Source organism: Aureliella helgolandensis, from assembly GCF_007752135.1.
Taxonomy (GTDB): Bacteria; Planctomycetota; Planctomycetia; order Pirellulales; family Pirellulaceae; genus Aureliella; species Aureliella helgolandensis.
Map to the genome: position 1 here is coordinate 1856917 of NZ_CP036298.1, position 18090 is coordinate 1875006.

The 18090-nt window shown below is 55.7% G+C and carries 13 protein-coding genes; 7 read left to right on the plus strand and 6 right to left on the minus strand.

The window, feature by feature from the left end; all coding sequences use genetic code 11:
* Nucleotides 1–123: 123 nt before the first annotated feature.
* From Q31a_RS06580 to Q31a_RS06600, 5 genes are all read left to right on the plus strand, one after another.
* A complete protein-coding gene (locus Q31a_RS06580) occupies nt 124–438 on the plus strand; it encodes a hypothetical protein (protein ID WP_145075740.1) in 315 nt (104 codons plus the stop codon).
* Between the two features lie 171 nt (nt 439–609).
* Nucleotides 610–1053: an MgtC/SapB family protein gene (locus tag Q31a_RS06585; RefSeq protein ID WP_145075743.1), complete on the plus strand. Its 444-nt coding sequence runs from the start codon at nt 610–612 to the stop codon at nt 1051–1053.
* An 836-nt stretch (nt 1054–1889) separates the two neighbouring features.
* Nucleotides 1890–2093, plus strand: coding sequence for a CsbD family protein (locus tag Q31a_RS06590; RefSeq protein WP_145075745.1), 204 nt, complete (start codon nt 1890–1892; stop codon nt 2091–2093).
* Nucleotides 2094–2298: 205 nt separating this feature from the next.
* Complete coding sequence (locus Q31a_RS06595) at nt 2299–2901, plus strand: PRC-barrel domain-containing protein (RefSeq protein WP_145075748.1); 603 nt, start codon at nt 2299–2301, stop codon at nt 2899–2901.
* A 165-nt stretch (nt 2902–3066) separates the two neighbouring features.
* Entirely contained in the window at nt 3067–4881 is a 1815-nt protein-coding gene (locus tag Q31a_RS06600; RefSeq protein WP_231691091.1) for an alpha-amylase family glycosyl hydrolase, read from the plus strand.
* A gap of 97 nt (nt 4882–4978) precedes the next feature.
* Here the strand turns inward: Q31a_RS06600 and Q31a_RS06605 are convergent, their stop codons facing one another.
* From Q31a_RS06605 to Q31a_RS06615, 3 genes are all read right to left on the minus strand, one after another.
* Nucleotides 4979–7153, minus strand: a complete 2175-nt coding sequence (locus tag Q31a_RS06605; RefSeq protein ID WP_145075751.1) for an alpha-amylase/4-alpha-glucanotransferase domain-containing protein — start codon at nt 7151–7153, stop codon at nt 4979–4981.
* A gap of 169 nt (nt 7154–7322) precedes the next feature.
* Nucleotides 7323–8222, minus strand: a complete 900-nt coding sequence (locus Q31a_RS06610) for a hypothetical protein (protein ID WP_145075754.1) — start codon at nt 8220–8222, stop codon at nt 7323–7325.
* Between the two features lie 676 nt (nt 8223–8898).
* Nucleotides 8899–10794, minus strand: a complete 1896-nt coding sequence (locus tag Q31a_RS06615; protein ID WP_197356338.1) for a pyrroloquinoline quinone-dependent dehydrogenase — start codon at nt 10792–10794, stop codon at nt 8899–8901.
* A gap of 191 nt (nt 10795–10985) precedes the next feature.
* On the opposite strand from Q31a_RS06615, the gene Q31a_RS06620 reads away from it, so the two are divergent.
* Nucleotides 10986–12194, plus strand: a complete 1209-nt coding sequence (locus tag Q31a_RS06620) for an MFS transporter (RefSeq protein WP_145075757.1) — start codon at nt 10986–10988, stop codon at nt 12192–12194.
* 122 nt (nt 12195–12316) lie between these two features.
* Here Q31a_RS06620 and Q31a_RS06625 read toward each other — a convergent pair whose 3' ends face one another.
* From Q31a_RS06625 to Q31a_RS06630, 3 genes are all read right to left on the minus strand, one after another.
* Nucleotides 12317–13480 carry a tRNA-queuosine alpha-mannosyltransferase domain-containing protein gene (locus Q31a_RS06625; protein WP_145075759.1) on the minus strand — a complete coding sequence of 388 codons (1164 nt, stop codon included), beginning with the start codon at nt 13478–13480 and terminating at the stop codon, nt 12317–12319.
* A 6-nt stretch (nt 13481–13486) separates the two neighbouring features.
* The gene (locus Q31a_RS29985) at nt 13487–13660 is read right to left on the minus strand and encodes a hypothetical protein (RefSeq protein WP_197356340.1); all 174 of its coding nucleotides are present in this window, start codon (nt 13658–13660) and stop codon (nt 13487–13489) included.
* 139 nt (nt 13661–13799) lie between these two features.
* Nucleotides 13800–14330, minus strand: a complete 531-nt coding sequence (locus tag Q31a_RS06630) for a class I SAM-dependent methyltransferase (RefSeq protein WP_145075762.1) — start codon at nt 14328–14330, stop codon at nt 13800–13802.
* 513 nt (nt 14331–14843) lie between these two features.
* Between Q31a_RS06630 and Q31a_RS06635 the strand changes: the two genes are divergently transcribed.
* Entirely contained in the window at nt 14844–18020 is a 3177-nt protein-coding gene (locus Q31a_RS06635; protein ID WP_145075765.1) for a S8 family peptidase, read from the plus strand.
* Nucleotides 18021–18090: the final 70 nt, after the last annotated feature.

Below are 18090 nucleotides of genomic sequence, written 5' to 3' on the forward strand. Positions count from 1 at the left end.
TCGTCGTCTGTAAAGCTGCGATTTGGCACACCGCATGCATTGCTTAACCGGAGACAGTTGAGAGTAGAACTGTGATCTAGTTTCGCGGTTCAAGAGGAACACCTTTTTGTTTGGAGTGAAGCGATGCGTAAGTATCTAATTAGTATGAGTTTGCTTGGGGTTCTGACGGCCGTGGGTTGTAACGATAGCTACCTGGATGAGAAGGCGGACGACGTCCGCGACGCCACTCAGCATCAAGCAGATGTTATCCGGGATGGGCACAATGCAGCAGCAGACCAGGTGCGAGAAGCGGACGGCAAGACCTGGACTGGTGCCGCGGAATCGGAAACGGGCGAACGGGCAGCAGACAAACTCGAATCTGCCGGGGAACGCAAGGCTGATGCGGTTGAACGAGTGGGGGAAGCTAAGGCTGATGCAATCGAAAGCAAAGATGATTGATCTGCAGCACTGAGTGTAGGCGACCGGCAGCGAACGCCGACGCCTACCATGTGCTCTCCGAGGTTCACTTGCGTCGCATCTGAGTCTGCCGACTGGGGCGTCCGGTTAGCGGATCACCATTGTAGCCGGACTCGCCCGGACGTATTCCACTGGTATGAAAGGGCGTTGCATATGATTGCCGATCTTTGGCTGCTGGGGACTGTCGTCCTTGCGGGGGCGTTAGGTGCAATTGTGGGCGCCGAACGAGAACTCTCTGGGAAACCAGCTGGCTTGCGGACTCACCTGTTTGTAAGTGCAGGGGCTGCATTGCTCATACTGCTGAGCGACTCGGCCGTGCAGAAATTCGTCGAGCAGAATCAGCAACACGTGAGTGCTGATCCAATTCGGGTTATCCAGGCCATCGTGGTCGGCATCAGCTTCCTTGGGGCAGGCACGATCATTCACGAGAGAGGCCAGAGAGTCGAGGGGCTGACCACGGCTGCTTCCATATTTATCACGGCGGGGATTGGCATTGCAGTCGCAACCGACCACGTCGTGCTGGCGACCGGTACCGCACTAGGTGCCGTGCTCGTGTTGTGGTTGATGGGCCGTCTGGAAAGAAGAATTGCGGAGTAGGCCACTGGCTTACTCCCTTCCCCTGTTTTACCAGCTTCGAGGGTTTAAAGGATTAAGATTATGAGGGTTCCAATTTCTAAACGCGCGGGAAAGATCAAATACGGGTGCATCGCCTGGCTCATTGGTTTGCCTCTCCCGATCGTCATTATCCTGCTGTTTGTTCGAGGTTGTGACTTCTAATCAACTTGCATCGCAAGCATTGGGCAGTCGCTCTTTTCAAACGGACACAGCCCCACGCCGTCTAGAGTTGCGTGGGGAAGTACTACCTTGCTTGCAATGGGAGGCGAGTTGCATCGCATTCAGCCATTGAATACCTGCAACCTTCCCATGCAATTTCTGGGGCTCGCGCATCTTCCGAGCCTTGCCCTTCGCCGATTCGCTCGGCTGGCCGGGGACGCTCTTCAACAGTCGTGGCAGTAATACGCTGGCCTGTGGATCGCTCGCATCTTTTCCATCGCCTGGCTGTTCAGTCGATTTGCACGAGCCGAATGCTACCACCGCCGCCACTCGCGTTCTAGGCGGGCATGCCCAGTTACTACACGACCGTTTGCTTCGGTGGTATTTGGTTCAGCACCCTTGGTTTTGATCGGAAATAGGGCAGCTTGGCTGAATGTCAGCCAGCACTGGCAAGCAATCTGCGCAACGCGAGTGCATCCTGGGTAGTGATGCATCTCAGTGATTATCGCGTGCTGAGTGAATCTGCTGTTCTTGATAACTTGCATTGTGGAATCGACTTTACACACTGGATTGGCATGACGCTTGCATCCTCCTTTCACTCATGGATGTTCGAGAAGTGTCGAACGCATCAAAGATGTCTTGGAAAAGGAGACCATGAGATGAATTGGGACCAAATCGAAGGTAAGTTGAAGCAGACCAAAGGTCAGATTCAGCAGAAGTGGGGCAAGTTGACTGAGGATGAACTCAACGTAATCGACGGGAAGCGGGCTGAGCTGGTTGGCAAGGTTCAGGAGCGATACGGTATCGCCAAAGAGGAGGCAGAGAAACAGGTGCAAGAGTTTGAGAAGTCCTGCAGCTGCTAACTCAGTCACCAGTTAAGAAGTTAAGAAGTCGGCGAAGGGGGCAGTGCTGCTCGATAGGACAGCTCCGCTAGCGATAGGGGGAATCGGTATTTCAATCGCGGCGCGTCTCGGGTGAGAACGCAGGAATCCGATGGTAAAAGGTCAGGCCGAGCACCCCGAACCAGGCTTCGCTAATCCAAATACTTTAAGATGAAGGAAATGACAGATGAATATTTCGGTAAACAGGTTTGGTGTATGGTTTCCGGTAGCACTGTGTGGGCTGAGCGTGTTGTGCGTGAGCCCGGCCGTGGCTCAAGATGGTGCCCCGGACATTCGACAGCGTCAGCGCGGTGCGAATCAAGCGGTCCAGGGGGCAGGCGACCTCGATCGCAAGGCTCCGGGTGTCAACGTGCGGGCCAGCAAGTTGATGGGAATGAATATCCAAAACGCACAAGGAGAGAGTGTTGGTGAAGTTAGCGATTTGGTCATGGATTCCCGAACGGGAAAAATCAATTACTTGGCCGTAACTTATGGCGGCTTCCTCGGGATTGGCAACAAGATGTTCGCCGTGCCTTTCGGAGCTTTCCGTTGCCAGCCGGCTACTGATGGGACCCATGACACTACGCTTATCCTGGACGTGACGCCCGAGCAATTGGAAGGTGCTCAGGGATTCGATGAAGAGAGCTGGCCGAACTTTGCCGATCGCAAATTCACCCAAGAATTGAATCGACGTTACGGCGTGCAAATGCCGCGTCGCGATCGTGCTTCAGGCGTTGATGTGGATGTAAACCGCAACGGCGTCAAAGTGGAAGTGGATGGCGACCGGTGATAGCTTACTGAGTCAGTGTTTATAGAAAGGCCCGCACTGTGCAGTGCGTCCGCAGGTTTTCTCGCCGCTGTGAATCACGAATGGGATTCGCAGCGGCTTCTTCCGTTTCAGCCCTCGAACTATCAATTTATTCAAGTCCAAATTATGAACGCAGTAAATTCATCCATGACAGTCAGCAATGTGGATACGGTCGCAGGGATGGGGGCAATCCCGCATGAGCGGGGAGTTGCGTTTCGAGTCTGGGCGCCGCACGCCGATTCTGTGCGCGTGATTGGAACCTTTAATGATTGGTCGCACACTTCGCCTGTGATGGAGGCTGAGTCCCACGGATATTGGTACATCAATTGTGCAGAGGCCAAGATCGGCGATGAATACAAGTTCCTACTCCAGAATGGTGAGCAGGTGTTGGAGAAGATCGACCCCTATGCCCGGCAAGTCACCAATTCGGTGGGAAGCTCAGTTGTCCACCAACCCGATTTTGACTGGGGAGAGGACGACTTCACCTTGCCCGCGTGGAATGAATTGGTGATCTATGAAATGCATGTGGGCACTTTTGGCAGGAAAACGGAAGAAGTCGGCGACCAGAATGCCGACTTCGATAGCATCGAGAAGCATTTTGGGCACCTTACTAAACTTGGCGTTAACGCCATCCAGCTTATGCCTTTGGCCGAATTCGCCGGTGACATCTCATGGGGCTACAATCCGGCGCACATCTTTGCAGTCGAGAGCGCGTACGGTGGCCCCATTGAGCTAAAGGAGTTCGTGAAGCAAGCACATGCACGCGGATTCGCGGTCATCCTGGATGTTGTTTACAATCATTTTGGCCCCAGTGATACCGACCTGTGGCAATTCGATGGCTGGAGCGACAATGGCCTAGGCGGGATCTACTTCTACAACGATTGGAGAGCTGCGACCCCATGGGGGGATACTCGCCCAGACTACGGCCGCGGAGAAGTCCGCCAATTCATTTTCGACAACGCGATGATGTGGTTGGAAGACTATCGGATGGACGGTCTCCGCTTCGATATGACGCTTTATATCCGCTCGGTCGATAGCAACGGAGACACGGAGATTCCTGAGGGTTGGGGACTCACTCAGTGGATTAATCGGGAAATTCAGGCGAAGTATCCTGGACGTCTCACCATCGCGGAAGATCTGCAGAACAACGATTACCTTACCCGGCCTACGGACGTTGGAGGTGCCGGTTTTGGTGCGCAATGGGATGCCGGCTTTGTTCATCCGATCCGCAATGCGTTGATTGTGCCTCACGACGACCAGCGTTCAATGTGGTCTGTCCGCGATGCTCTGTACCATCGCTACAATCAGGATGCGTTTGAACGCATCGTCTATACCGAATCCCACGACGAAGTCGCCAATGGGAAAGCGCGTGTCCCGGAAGAGATATCACCAGACGATCCTGGCGATTGGTTTGCAAAGAAACGCTCGACCTTAGGGGCGGCCTTAGTACTGACCGCACCTGGCATTCCCATGCTGTTTCAGGGGCAAGAGTTTCTGCAGGGAGATTGGTTTGATGATCAGGTGCCACTCGATTGGGAGCAGGCCACCGAATATTCCGGCATCGTTCGGCTTTATCGCGACCTAATTGCGCTCAGACTCAACCGTGAAAGCACCACGGGAGGATTGTGTGGCCAACACATTAATGTTCATCACGTGAATGACGGTGATAAAGTGCTGAGCTACCATCGTTGGAAAGAGGGAGGAGCTACTGACGATGTCGTTGTGGTGATCAATTTTGCAAACCGAACTTGGGACGCGTATGAAATCGGTTTGCCCCATCCCGGTACATGGACCCTACGTTTGAGCACCGATTCGAACCATTATTCCGCGGGTTTCTCCAACCATCCCTCTGCGGATCTCGAAGCGGTCGCGCATCCAAGCGACGGGTACCCTGCCTCCGGAAAGCTTTCCATCGGCCCCTACACGGCCCTCGTGTACTCTCAGAATGCGCTCCCTGAGTAGTCTCGGATGTCAGCGTTTAGCTATGGCATTTCGCGTCGGCTTCTGACCAGCAGAATGCCGATAACGTTGCTCCGCGGAGACCGTTTCCGCGGAGGGTCTACGCCATGGCAAAATTTTGTACAACTTGCTCGGCAAGGTTGCTGGGCTGGTGACCCTGTTTAATTGCCAACTGCATTTGGGCGGTCCATTTGCCTTCCGCGTCCCCCTGAACCAACCAGTGAGGCATGACGCATACCGATTGATGCACGAGTTCAAAACCTGCTTCGCTCTGGCTTACGGTTTCGACGGGGAAGGTCCACAATGCTGTAGGGCGATTGAAGCCGATGGAAACATCCATCCCTTGCCATTGGTCGATGAGCCCGATGGCCGAGAAGTTCGTTAGATCGAGATAGGTTCCCAAGTGCCCAAGGCTCTGGCCCGAAGCGTCGTAGAAGAAGCGATCGTCTGCCCCGGCTGGCATTCCCGAGAAGTTCCACTCCAACGCCAAGTGAAGCTGGCGATCTCGCGGCAGTCCTTCAAGGAGATAAGCCACCTCGATCGTCGTGCTCCCTGCCTCAACCGTGAGAGCCTTGGTGATGCGAATTGGGATGCCCCACGCGTTGCCGTCGCGGCTCAACTGCAATTGAACTTTAGTAGCAGCCCGGCGCAACTTCGCCTCGTAAGGCTGGGCCACAAAGTCTCCCCGTTCCATCGCCCCTCCGGTCGCGACCGCAGTGCAGGAAACGTCATTGTCATAGAAGTGCTCTAGGAAGCTCTTGCGTGGGAAGGCGTCATACTGCAAACGCTGATCGAGACCATCTTGCTTAAATACAACTCGGTCGTGAATGCTTCCCCCTTCGCCCTCTGATGCCATGTTTCCTTGGAGGACCTGCCGATGGTAGGCTTCGGGCCGACGTTGGAGTGTGGCCAGAATGTTTTGTTGGTTGGCTCGCACGTCTAATTCATACAACATGCCGCCACTCGAGGGCGCGATGTAAGCTGCAAAATGCTCATTGGCCAAGCGGACTTCCGGGCGGAGATCGAAGTTGTAGTCCTCCGTCGTGGCCGCCACCCAGCTCGCCTTGCCATGCTCCAGATACTCCAGCAGGTTGTCTGCGGCAATCAGCTCCGAGTAGATTGCATTGCGTAGGTGGGGGAGGTAGATCCCACCAAAGGCCCCGTGCCAGTAGGGGCAATTGCATTGACCGCGATACAGATGATCTTCGATTCTCCCCAGAAGCTCCGAGTCTCCCGAAGTATGCCGCGCGTCTTCCAGATTGCGACTTACCTCCATCATCCTTGCGTACATTTCATTGGCTTCCGCATAGCGAACCTTAAAGTTTCGCCAGTTTCCGCCACGCAGGAATTGGGAAATAGAGTCCCATTTGGGATGCTGGACCAAGTCATGGACCACCTCTTGGTAGAGCTCTTGCTGTTGGGCGGGTAACGCCCATTCCGTCATTTCCCGATAGCTACAGTCAGGCAGGTAGACCTTCCCGATCGGCGGCTGCTGCTCCACTGCCGAGGCGAGTGTCCGGGTTTGAAGCCACTGTTGATTCTCAACGAGCGCGTCAAAAAACCGACGCAGCCAACCTCGCTCATAGACGTGCGCTTTGGTGTCCGGCCAGGTGCCAAATTTCTCACCGTCGTCACCAAAGACTAGCGTTGCGCCAGGGTTTTTCTTGGCAGTCTGTCGGCAGTATTCGATCACGTCGTGGACTGGTGCAAACGGAATGAGGTACCTCAGCCGTTCGCTGCCTGGAAAGACCCTGAGGACGCTCCCATTCTCCTCGGTGGTAAAGCAGCCGGTCAGCTGCTCCTCATTCCACCCAGCAGCCTTGAAATGAAAGTCGTCGAGGACCGTGTAGCGAATGCCTGACCGCACGATATCAGCCGTTAACGCACTCTCCCAAACCCGCTCGGGCATCCACATCCCTTGGACGGTTGTTGAAAATGTCTCGCTAAGATAACTACCGTAGTTCACGATCTGTCCAACCCGGTCCCTGCCCGGAAGCATGGGCAGGATCGGTTCGTAGAACGGGCCCCCCAAGATCTCAATGCGCTTGGCTGCAACCAAGCTGCGGAGACGTTGCACGTATTCGGGATGGTGTTCTGCCAACCACAGCATCAAGGGACCCGACGTGTGCAGCGAAATTTGCAGCGAGTCGTACTCCTCCAAGACGTCGAGAAATGGAAGGTAGCTGTCCTGATAGGCTTGCTCAATCACATCCCCAAAGTTGCCGATCGGTTGATGATTGTGAAGGACCAAGCATAGGCGAATAGGATGACTCATGACGTGGCAAGCTGACTGAATTGCGGCGAAGGAAGATAACCAGCTGACGGGAGTGCATGTCGCGTCAACCAACGGTACTAATTCACCTATCGGCAAATAATGCCTGAGCGCTTCATCTTTCCCGAAGCATTCAAATTGCTAGCTATTGAATTGAGGCAATTCGAGCTGCTCAATCCACGCTCAGCGGCGCGGTGCTCCCCTGTTTAGGTAGGTAGGCGCCGACGCTATGACTGGGGGTGCGCGGCTGGCTCTCCTGCCGGGCATAGCGCACGAACTCGGCTGCCAGCTGGAGGTCTTTCGGTTGGAAGTAGGCTTCATTTCCGGTGTATTTCGATTCGACACGGTTCATGCGGGCCATGGTGTCCCAAGTGAGGTCATTGGCTAGGTGCCACGCCGCCGCTTGCGCAACAGTCTGAGAAACGGTTTGCCTGCCTAGGTGCTGGCAAACTCGCTCGATGGCAGGCTCGTCCGTTAACCGTTCCAAGGGAATGAGTTGATATTTCATGCGGGGCGTTGGTTCGGGCTTTCCATGTTCCAAGCAGACACTGGCCACGCGGATGCGTTTTGTTTTATGCGCCTCCAGACGGAAGAGCCCAACTCCAGCACCTGGCTGACCGAGACCGCCGCCCCCAGGCTGGAAGCCTGCACCGGCCCCGATGGCACCACCGATGTTTCCAAAGCCTCCTCCAACACCTTGTCCACCCCCTGCCCCCTGTCCACCAGCAGCCCCCTGTCCACCAAGACCTAGGCCACCTCCGGCCAGTTGCCCGCCACCGAATGGTCTGGCTGCTTGCCCGATCCCCAACTGCGCGAGTACTGGCACGGCGGCAAAAGTTCGAGGCAGGGCAATAAGCATGTCCTCTTCGGATTCATTCTTGATGATGACCTGCGCCGAAGCCGAATCGGCAGGAATATAGCGGACGCTGATCGACTGCTGCTCCATGGCATCGAACAACGCTACTTCCACGGGGCCGGATCGAAGCTCTGAATCGGCAGCTTGGGAGTGCGACGTCGGGCTGATCAGCAACACACAGCTGGTCAACGATAAGACAACGGAGGCGATTTTCATTGCGTTCAAATCCTTGAAGGGGAGAGGTGCGACTGGCTCACCGATGCCTGGTGACCCGCCTCGGCTGAAACGCAATTCCGATGCCACTCGCAGGACGTTGGAGGGAATCTCTTCATTCCTGGTCGCGAATCGTCTCCCGCACAACCATTGCCAAGGTGAAACCTGGGATTAGTTCGAGGGGGAGGCCCCTCTGTTCCCCAATTAGGACCGAGCTAGCAAGTGCAGCGGAATACCACTTGGTCTAAGAATGCTGCAGCAAAATGATCCACTTTCAAGAAAGTTCGCGACAGTGCATAAGCGGTGGTCGCTCCGCAATCGCTGGGTTTCGAAGCGTTCTTCCAGAGGGGGGGAGTCATCTTAGACCACGAAGAACTCTGCTCTACGGCCCCACAGGCCCTCCAAAGTCACCAATGCGACTGCTACCCAAAGTCGCTACGTGTCGCAAAGCCTCAGGCACCGCCAGCTAAGACTGGCGAGGGAGGCGGAGCCACGCGGGCAGTCTACGACCTAACGGGGGCGCGGAGCGAGGAGTGCAGGCCCTTTACGCGCGACAGCTGCGAGCCACTGGATGTTAGCACTTGTGTACGGCGTTCTCGCTGGACTTACTCATCAAAGCATGCGGTCCGTATACTTTGCCAGTACAAAGCGTTCCGGGGATGAATCCTTGATACGAGCTCTATTGGGGCAAGGCATAGACCATGATGGAATCAGCGGTGGGTGTTTTTAGCTTGCCACCTCCGCTCGCCGGAATGACGACATACTGCCGCCCCGCAACGGAGTAGGTTGAAGGCGTGGCATAGCCCCCAGCGGGCAGTTTGGTTTTCCACAATTCACGTCCCGTCTCCTTGTCGAATGCTCGAAACATTTCATCTCGCGTGCCGGCAATGAAGACCAAGCCGCCGGCGGTTACAATCGTTCCACCAAAGTTCTCCGTGCCGGTAGGCGGGATACCGCGGGCCGTCAGCTCAGGGTATTCGCCCAAGGGCACCTGCCACACGATCTCACCGAGGTTGAGGTCGATAGCGGTTAGCTGTCCCCATGGCGGTTCGATTGCGGGGTAGCCTTCGTGGTCTAAAAATTTGTGGTAACCCGTAATGCGGTAGGGACTCCTGGCATTTTGAGGCTGTTCCACCAGGGTAACGATGTTGGGTTGGTTGTTTGAGTTGACGAACAAGTACCCGCTGCTTGGATCGAACGAGGCGCCGGACCAAGTCGCCCCACCATGAAATCCGGGCATCACGACTGTTCCCTGCAAGCTCGGTGGATTGAAATCTGGACCACTCCGCAGCCCCTCCAACTGCTTGAGGACGGACGCACGATTTTCTGCACCAATATTGGTGGCGTTATCCGTGGTCATTTCTAGCTGAGTAAAAGGGGGAGGCTTTACGGGAATGGGTTGTGTGGGCCAAGCCATTTCACCCGGAACATCTGATGCTGGGACGGGCTCTTCACGAACCTCGAATAGCGGTTCTCCTGTCACGCGGTCCAGCAGAAAGACATACCCCGTCTTCGTTACTTGGGCGACTGCGTCAATCCGTTTCCCCCCGTGTTCGACCGTAACGAGGTTGGGATTAGTCGGTAAATCGTGGTCCCACAGATCGTGGTGCAGTGTTTGGAAGTGCCACACGCGTTCGCCGGTTCGGCCATTGAGCGCGATGGTGCAATTGGCAAATAGGTTTTCACCATGTCGATCGCCACCGTAGAAGTCAAACGCAGCTGAGCCGAGTCCCGCGAAGACCAGTCCACGCTGGGTATCGATGCTGTAGCCACCCCATGCATTCGCAGCGCCGCGTTGGTCCCACGAATCGCCAGCCCAAGTCTCGTTACCAAACTCGCCCGGTCGAGGAACGGTGTGAAATCGCCAACGCTGCGCCCCCGTATAGGCATCAAAGGCTCGAATGTCGCCAGGCGCTGCCGGTCCTGGTCCTTCGCCACAGGAAAAGCCGACGATTACTAGGTCGTCCAAAATTGCCGGAGCGGAGGTTGGACCGTAGCCCATCTGCGAAAGATCCATTTCTAAATCTTCTCTCAGATCCTTTACCCCACCTGCGGCGAAATCTTGATCCAATTCCCCCGTTGCCGCATCCAAGCAGAAGAGTCGTCCATCGGAGGTTCCATGAAAGATGCGGCGCCTCCCTCCCAATACACCGTCACTCCAATAGGCGACGCCGCGATTAACGCCTCCGGATGCGAGTGGATAGGTGGTTGGTCCATTGGCAAAGGGATCAAATTTCCAAAGCTCGGTTCCGGTCGCGGCATCCAGGGCAAAGACTTTCAGTTTCCCGGACGTAAAGTACATGACACCGTCGATTACAATCGGCGTGCATTCCATGATCCGCGCTGTGCCCTCTGCCAATTCCCCGGTCTTAAACTCCCAAGCCAATTCCAAGGAGTTTACGTTATCCACCGTGATCGCTTGCGCGGGAGAGAACCTCATGGCCCCGCGATCTCCTCCCACGCTGAGCCAGTCCTCTGCCCGCAAAGCATGCGAAAACATCGAGCAAGTGGTTAGGACGAATGCCAGCCACAGCATCTTTCCGGCGGGACTGCGGGATTTAGAGTGATTGATCATCTTTGCGGTTCAACCTAAGTTATGTTTCCTGCCAAAGCTCCGATTATACCTGGAACGCGAACTCAATTATTCGAGGGACCGTTTAACTCAACCTCAGGTAGAAGACCGCTTGTGCAATTGCCAGTTCCCCACCCTTTCGCTTGCGTTCGTTTTGCCTCTTGGACGCACTTGCTACTTTAGAAAACGACACCATGTTCGCCTCCAGAAAATTCTTGACCGCGGGTGGTTTCTTTTCTTTTTTCATCTTCGGCTTCATGGACAATCTCAAGGGGCCACTGCTGCCTGAGATACTCCGGGCAGAAACACTTAACTACAGCCAGGGTGGGACAATTGTACTGAGTGGCTACCTAGGGTTTATCGCTGCCACTCTTCTCACCGGCGTGATGGCCGACTGGCTTGGTAGCCGCGGAGTTTTATTGAGTGCCGGCCTGAGTCTGCTGCTGGGAGTCGCTGCACTCAGCTTCTCAGGAGCGAACTTTGGTGCGATCCTGGCATCCATGGGGATGATTGGCTTTGGCTTAGGAGCCATTGAAGTAGGGGGAAACAGCCTGATGGTCGAGCTCTACACAGTGAATCGCGCTCGCTATCTCAATTTGCTGGCGACCTGCCATGGAGTTGGCTCCCTCTTGGTTCCGCTCTACGCTGCCACACTGGTGACGTGGGAGTTTTCTTGGCAGGATATCTATGGTTGCAGTCTGGGGTTGGTCGTGATTCTGCCCACAATTTTCTGTCTGAGCCAACTTAGCAGTCACACTCCGTCCGAGCCCGATTCCAAGGCGCCGTCTGGTACAGCCGCCGGCCGTTGGAGCTGGCAAGAGACACTTCGGATTGGATTTTCGCCACGCATGGGGTGGTATTACGTGCTACTGGCATCTTATGTTGCGGTAGAACTCGGTTTAGCAGCATGGTTAGTCGAATACTTGCATCAAAACCGCGACATGACTGTTGCCCACGCCTCCCTCTACCTCTCCGGATTTTTCGTGATGTTGATGTTGGGACGCCTGCTCGGTAGTTTTGCTGTTGAACGCATCGGGTACTTTCGCATGGTAGGCCTCGCTCTGGGAGGGGGCAGCCTGTGCATCGCGGCAGGATTGTTTGGAAGTGATCGTTGGATAGGCGCGTTACCTCTTTCGGGATTCTTTCTTTCAATTGTCTTTCCTACGGTCACCGCCTCCGTCTCCAAGTTGTATCAACAGAATATCGGTTCCCTCTTGGGGTTGCTCTTTACAGCCGCCGGCATTGGAGGTGCGCTTGGTTCCTGGAGCGTAGGAGTGATTGGCAACTCGCAAGGCTTGCAAGCGGGAATGGCAGTTACTCTTGCCTATTGCTTGCTGGGATTGCTCGCGCTGTATGTTCTCAGCCGCTGGCGAGGCGATTCCCCCGCGGCGGAGCCGGTATGATTTCGCGCTGCTGGCATCCTCAGCAGCCGCCACCGACGAACGCGGAACTGCCTGCCCTGAAAACGGGAGAGAACGTCGCGTACCCGAATTCTGCAAGTACCCGAGTCAAGAAACTTGCCGGTTTACCGGTGTGCGGCCACCAGCTCTGTAAGCGCCTGGTCATATTGTCCGGCCAGAGCACTCCAGGCGTAATGGTCCCTCACCCACTGAGTCAACGGGCTAGCTGGGGTGTTGCGCACACCGGAAAGAATCCACTCGCGTAGCCGTTCGGTCAGCTGGCCAACCGATCCATCGTAGAACAGGTGTGCTCGCTCTGGATAATGTTCCAGATCAAACACCTCAGGATAGGCCAAGCGATTGGGAAGCAAGGGGCGTGCACCGGCCAAGGTTGCTTCCAAGATCCCAATCCCAAAAAATTCATGAATCGCCGTCGACACCACGATGTCCATTGTATGCAGGTGACGCCAATAGGTATCCCGCGATTCCGCATAGCCGCAGTGGATGAGCCTCGCGCCGGCGAGCTCCTGCAGTCGGTGCAGGCTGGGGGGCGTTCGCTGAAATTGTTGGCCCAGTAAACAGAGCTGGAAATCGAGCCCTTCGGCCACCAGGATTTCGATGGCGGCCACAAAGTTTTCAGGTGCTTTGTCGTGTTCCCAGCGAGCCACCCAGCCCAGCGTAACACCGGTAGCTTGGGATGCCGCCCTGCCGGCGACGTGGGCGTCGGAAGGACTGATTGGAGCGGCGGGAATTGCTGGCGCGGTGATACCAGGCGGACATATCTTGGATTTGCCAATCGCAGCGCGAAACTGATCGACATGTTTGAAATCGGGCATTCTGCGGAGCCAAGCCAGAGCCGCAGCGAGAAACTCATCGCGATGGTAGGCCGAATTGAACCAAACCTGGTCGGCGGCTACCGCCGTCAGAAGATTGCTGTAGGCGAAATGGAAATCTCGCGCCTGGGATTCAGCGATTGGGTAGGTGAATTGATTTTCATGGAAGTAGGTGACTACTGGCAATTTGCGGAGCGATTCACATGCGAAGCCTCGCCATTCCGCCACGTGCAGCATTTCGCTAGCAAAGATGATGTCGAACGTTTGGCCCTCCTCCACCGCCTGGTTTGCGTATTCCGCCAGAGTGAGCGAACTATGGCGAGACCTCCACTTCCAGTGAACGGCCGGCAATTCCAGAATGTGGAAGCGATGGTCACTAAACTGGCTCCATTGCCGATAGAACGCCGCGTGCGATCCACCACCAAAGGGCTCCAGCACGAGGACGCGAACATTCATACCGATTCAGCCGTTCAGTTCAACGATGGGGGCGGGAGTGGAAATGGCAGGCACGCAGTGGATGAGGCAATACAACTCCTCAATATCATAGCCACCCATGCAGAAAGGGCGAATGCGACTCGCCGCCTCTTCGGGTTCCAGCAGACTGAAGAGGAATAGCCTCCAGGGGAGGTTGGGCACGCGTTGGAGAACCTGGAGCGACCGTGGATCGTTAGTCGCGGCAGCGCATAAAAAAACGTGAGCTAGAATGCGGGTTCTGAGCTCACGATTTTGATTGGGGTCGAGGATTGCCTAGCTCCGCCTACACGTTTTCGCGAACTTAGGCGGCAATGCGAGAGGGAAGTTCCATGTTGCGGGAATCGACATGGACCAGCTCTTCACCGATTTCCTGGCAGGCCAAGATAATCGTCTCGTCGTGTGCGACTCGATTCAACCAGATTCCGACTCCACCGGAGCACGGATGCAAAAGGTCGATTCCTCCGTTAACCAATACTAAATCCGCTGCACCTAGTTTGTGAGCCACTCGCGGCAAAGCCGCCGGAGCATCACCTGGGATCAGTGATGCTTTAAAGCCCAACTGACTAGCCAGTTGGTGAGCTTGCTTCAAACTCAAATGCAGACCATCACTGGCCGATTCGAATTCATCCGTACCGATATAACGCAGTTGTTCGCACCCAGGCGACAATTGCACTAATTGGGCGATCCGCTTCATGCGGGACCCATCTCCAACTCCAATCTCCAGAATCGAGCTAATAGAATTCTCAAGCAGAACTTTGAATAGTGCTCGCTCTTGTACTGGTTTACCGAGGTAATTCCAGTAGATCTTCTGCAACCAGCTTGCCCGGCTCATCGCGATTCAATCCTATTGGCGTCCATTCCTGAATTGCCCGAGAGAAGGACCAGACTCCTCTCTAAATGGCATCGTCGACGCCGATCGCTGCGCTTCCATGCACCTTCGATCGAATCGACTGCGGTCGCTCAGCGACCAGGGAATTGCTTCCTTGCGTTTCCCAGCTCCGTGCCTCACTACGCTTTCCTCCCCGCGTCTCCCTACCACGCCGGCGAATCCTTCGCCAACTAAGCAATCCTTGCTCATCTCGTGGAAGCAGTGACGCTCGGGTTGCGTTGCAAATCCGTTGCCAACCATACATTCGGCACGATGCGAAGCCAAAATAGAAAATTGCTAAGCAGTTCCGAAAACATTACGTGAACCTCCCATTTCCCCATATCGATATAACCCTCCCCACTGGCAGATTGACTCTGAAGGTTGGCGAGTCTCATCCGCGTATAACGAAAGAATTACCAGTTCTGAGGTAGGCTTGGCTGCCGTTCGCCATGGAACCGATCCATCGAAGAGACCATTGTGAATTCCGAACAAAACCCTCAGCGCTTTGCTACCCCAATGCCAACAGCCGGCTTACGAGCGGGTTTTCGCGAGCGCTCACGTGTCAAAAAAGTCGTTCAGGCTGGATTCCGTTTCGAACCCTGCGAGCGGCGGCTCGTTCTCTCTGCTCAGCTATTGTTCGATGTGCTAGGTGACCAGCCACTCGACCTACATGGCTCACTCAATAGTACGTCGCCGCTGAATCCCAGTTGTGATCCGTGGTCGCGCGCCTCTGAGCAGTCGCACGCGGAGACGCTCTCGGAGCTCCACCAAGTAGAGCCGCAACTCAAAGAAGCACACTTGGCCACCGGCTGGAATGAAGTTCAGCAACAGTATGGACTGACTGGCAAAGGGCAAACCGTAGCAGTCATCGATAGCGGCATTGCCTGGGATCACGTGGCGTTAGGAGAAGGCTATGGCCCGGGCTACCGTGTTGTCGGAGGTTGGGATTTCACCGAAGAGAATGACGCGGTACCCTACGACGACGCCCCGGCCGGTTTTCATGGCACCCACGTCAGCGGGATTGTAGGGAGTAGCGACCCCAACCATCCCGGCGTAGCACCCGCTGTCGACCTCGTCGCCCTGCGCGTCTTCAACGACATGGGACAAGGACAGTTGTCCTGGGTCGAAACTGCACTTCAATGGGTTCACGACAATCAACATGCGTTCGAAAACCCGATTACAACCGTCAATCTTTCCCTTGGCACCAGTTGGAATGCCGATGCGATTCCCGCCTGGGCCACGCTCGAAGAAGAGTTGCAGGCGCTGTTTAACGATGGCATCGTCGTCACTGCATCTGCCGGCAATTCTTTTCAGGACTATCTTGCCTCAGGCTTGAGTTACCCGGCAGCCAGCTCCTATGTGCTGCCTGTCGCCAGCGTTGATGAAGATGGCGGGTTGAGTGATTTTAGTCAGCGCAACAGCCAGGTCATTGCCGCTCCCGGCAGCCGTATTGTGAGCAGCGTTCCCGACCACGTGCTAGGCCGTGATGGACGCGTCGACGATTACACCGCCGCCAGCGGCACCAGTATGTCGGCGCCCTACGTGGCCGGTGCGAGCGTGTTGGTGCGCCAAGCCATGGAAATGGTCGGTTTGCAGAATGTGAACTTAACCGCAATTGCAGACCATCTGCATGCTACCGCCGATTCGGTCTACGATGCTGTAACCCAGACGAATTACGACGCGCTCAATCTAGCCCAGGCCATCGAGAGTTTGATACCGACCGATAGCGTAGGGAATTCGCTTGTTACGGCGGCACCGCTTTCTCTCACTTCCAGCTCGTTTGAGGGCTGGATCAACACGCTGCAGGACACTGACCTCTATCGCTTTACTCCCTCCTCGAGCGGAGTACTTCGCTTGGATGCAAACAGCGAATGGCTGGACTCACTTTCGTGGGTTCTCCGCGCTGGGGCGACTGAAATTGCCCATGGTGCCCTTGAACAGGCCGACATTCCGCTCGTCGCAGGTCAGTCCTACGAGATCCTGGTTTCTGCCAACCAAGAGATTGGCCCTTTCTCGTTCGATTGGTCACTTTCAGGTGCAGAGATTGGAGGTGCTGATGGTAGCAACGGCGAAGACAATTCCAGGGGGGGCACGCCAAGTACTGGAGTCCCGGTAAACGATTTAGGGGCCGTGCGCTACCGAGAGGAGACACTCTCCGCGGGAGGTACCTACAGGGCGCAAGCAGTCGCCGATGGTGTGTTTACCGTTCAGTGGACCGGACCTGAAACCGCCTCTGGGACCCTGTCCGCCGCAACCTCTGCCGGATTATCGCTGAGCGATAGTACCTGGGAGGATGGAGCGTTGCGAATCGACCTCAACGTGCGGGCGGGAGAATGGGTTCAGTTCGCGTTGCCGGGGGCCGCTAGCGACCAGGGGGAGCTGGCGTTGGCCAATGTGCTGGATCAGCAAGGCAGCTCTGTGTTCATTAGCGGTTCGTTTACCGCGGACAACATGGCTTTGGACCTTAGTCATGGGGTGGAGATTCAATTCGGTGATGTTGACTACACCTTTTCCACTGGACAAGTTCAACATCTAGCCCTCGCAGGCTCAGGCAGCAACGACACTCTGCAGATCATTGGATCTCCCCAATCGGATATCGTCGAACTACGGCCTACCGGTTCAACGATCAGCAACGCAAACTTGGCGGTCACCATCGATGGAATTGAGCAGATTGCGTACAACGGAGGAGGTGGCGGGGGTGACCGCGTCTACCTCTACGACTCGGACGGCGACGATACGCTCCGGGCCTGGCCACGCAAGGCCGAATTGGTGGGAGTCGGCTACCGTTTTGACCTGCAAGATGTCGACCGAATCTTTATCCATGCTACCGGCGGTGGCCAGGATTACGCCTACCTCTATGACTCTGCTGGTGACGACCGCTTGAGCGTGCGGCCACAGTTTTCAAGTATTCGTGGCGAGGATTTCTTCAACTACGTGCGTGGCTTCGAACGGGTTTACGCCTACGCCAATGCTGGCGGGACCGACGAAGCGGATCTGTATGATTCTGCAGGCAACGACCGATTTGCTACCAGCGGCGTTTCCGCGTCAATCGTGGGACCTGGATTCTCGAGTTTCACTCGCTCCTTCGAACAAGTCAATGCATCCTCGACCATGGGTGGCAATGATCTGGCCACACTCTACGGAGCCGATCAACAGACACGTTGGCAACAGGGCAGCGACTATGTCAGTTTTCTGGACCACGGCTGGAGTCGTGAAGCTCGTGGCTTCGACTCCGTCGAGACCTATACTGCCGGACAATCGCATTCGCTGGCTTCCGGGCAGGCTAGTTCTCAGGCGATGGCCAGCCCGCCCTTGACCAGCGACGCCCTGGAACCGCTGGCAAACGCAAGCCAGCAAATCGCATCGAACTCTCCAGATCCCGCACACGCAGCAACGCCACCGCTAGAAGTCTACGCGTTCGCACCAGAGATCCACGCAACGACAGTGCCTGGGACTGAACACAACGCGCCGGATTCAGCCGAGCGACTGTTGCAGGAAGTGCATGGGCTGCGCGATTGGATATCCCAAACTCCAACAGAGCAGGAAGCACTGCTGGCGACGCTGAGCTTGCCCGAGGAAGCGGTGTGGAACGATCCCGAATTAGAACAAGAGCTCTTGGACGAGATTTTCCGGCAACATGAAGAATTGTTCTAATCATGTTGCTGGTCTGCTATCTGGCCCATTGAGAGAGACTTGCGTAGCGACAAGACGCTCGTATCTGCCC

What these genes read in the sequence shown, in the direction of transcription:
- Q31a_RS06590 (WP_145075745.1), top strand. Translation starts at nt 1,890, where the DNA reads ATGAATTGGGACCAAATCGAAGGTAAGTTGAAGCAGACCAAAGGTCAG.
- Q31a_RS06595 (WP_145075748.1), top strand. Translation starts at nt 2,299, where the DNA reads ATGAATATTTCGGTAAACAGGTTTGGTGTATGGTTTCCGGTAGCACTG.
- Q31a_RS06605 (WP_145075751.1), bottom strand. Translation starts at nt 7,153, where the DNA reads ATGAGTCATCCTATTCGCCTATGCTTGGTCCTTCACAATCATCAACCG.
- Q31a_RS06615 (WP_197356338.1), bottom strand. Translation starts at nt 10,794, where the DNA reads ATGATCAATCACTCTAAATCCCGCAGTCCCGCCGGAAAGATGCTGTGG.
- Q31a_RS06610 (WP_145075754.1), bottom strand. Translation starts at nt 8,222, where the DNA reads ATGAAAATCGCCTCCGTTGTCTTATCGTTGACCAGCTGTGTGTTGCTG.
- Q31a_RS06620 (WP_145075757.1), top strand. Translation starts at nt 10,986, where the DNA reads ATGTTCGCCTCCAGAAAATTCTTGACCGCGGGTGGTTTCTTTTCTTTT.
- Q31a_RS06585 (WP_145075743.1), top strand. Translation starts at nt 610, where the DNA reads ATGATTGCCGATCTTTGGCTGCTGGGGACTGTCGTCCTTGCGGGGGCG.
- Q31a_RS06580 (WP_145075740.1), top strand. Translation starts at nt 124, where the DNA reads ATGCGTAAGTATCTAATTAGTATGAGTTTGCTTGGGGTTCTGACGGCC.
- Q31a_RS06625 (WP_145075759.1), bottom strand. Translation starts at nt 13,480, where the DNA reads ATGAATGTTCGCGTCCTCGTGCTGGAGCCCTTTGGTGGTGGATCGCAC.
- Q31a_RS06630 (WP_145075762.1), bottom strand. Translation starts at nt 14,330, where the DNA reads ATGAGCCGGGCAAGCTGGTTGCAGAAGATCTACTGGAATTACCTCGGT.
- Q31a_RS06600 (WP_231691091.1), top strand. Translation starts at nt 3,067, where the DNA reads ATGACAGTCAGCAATGTGGATACGGTCGCAGGGATGGGGGCAATCCCG.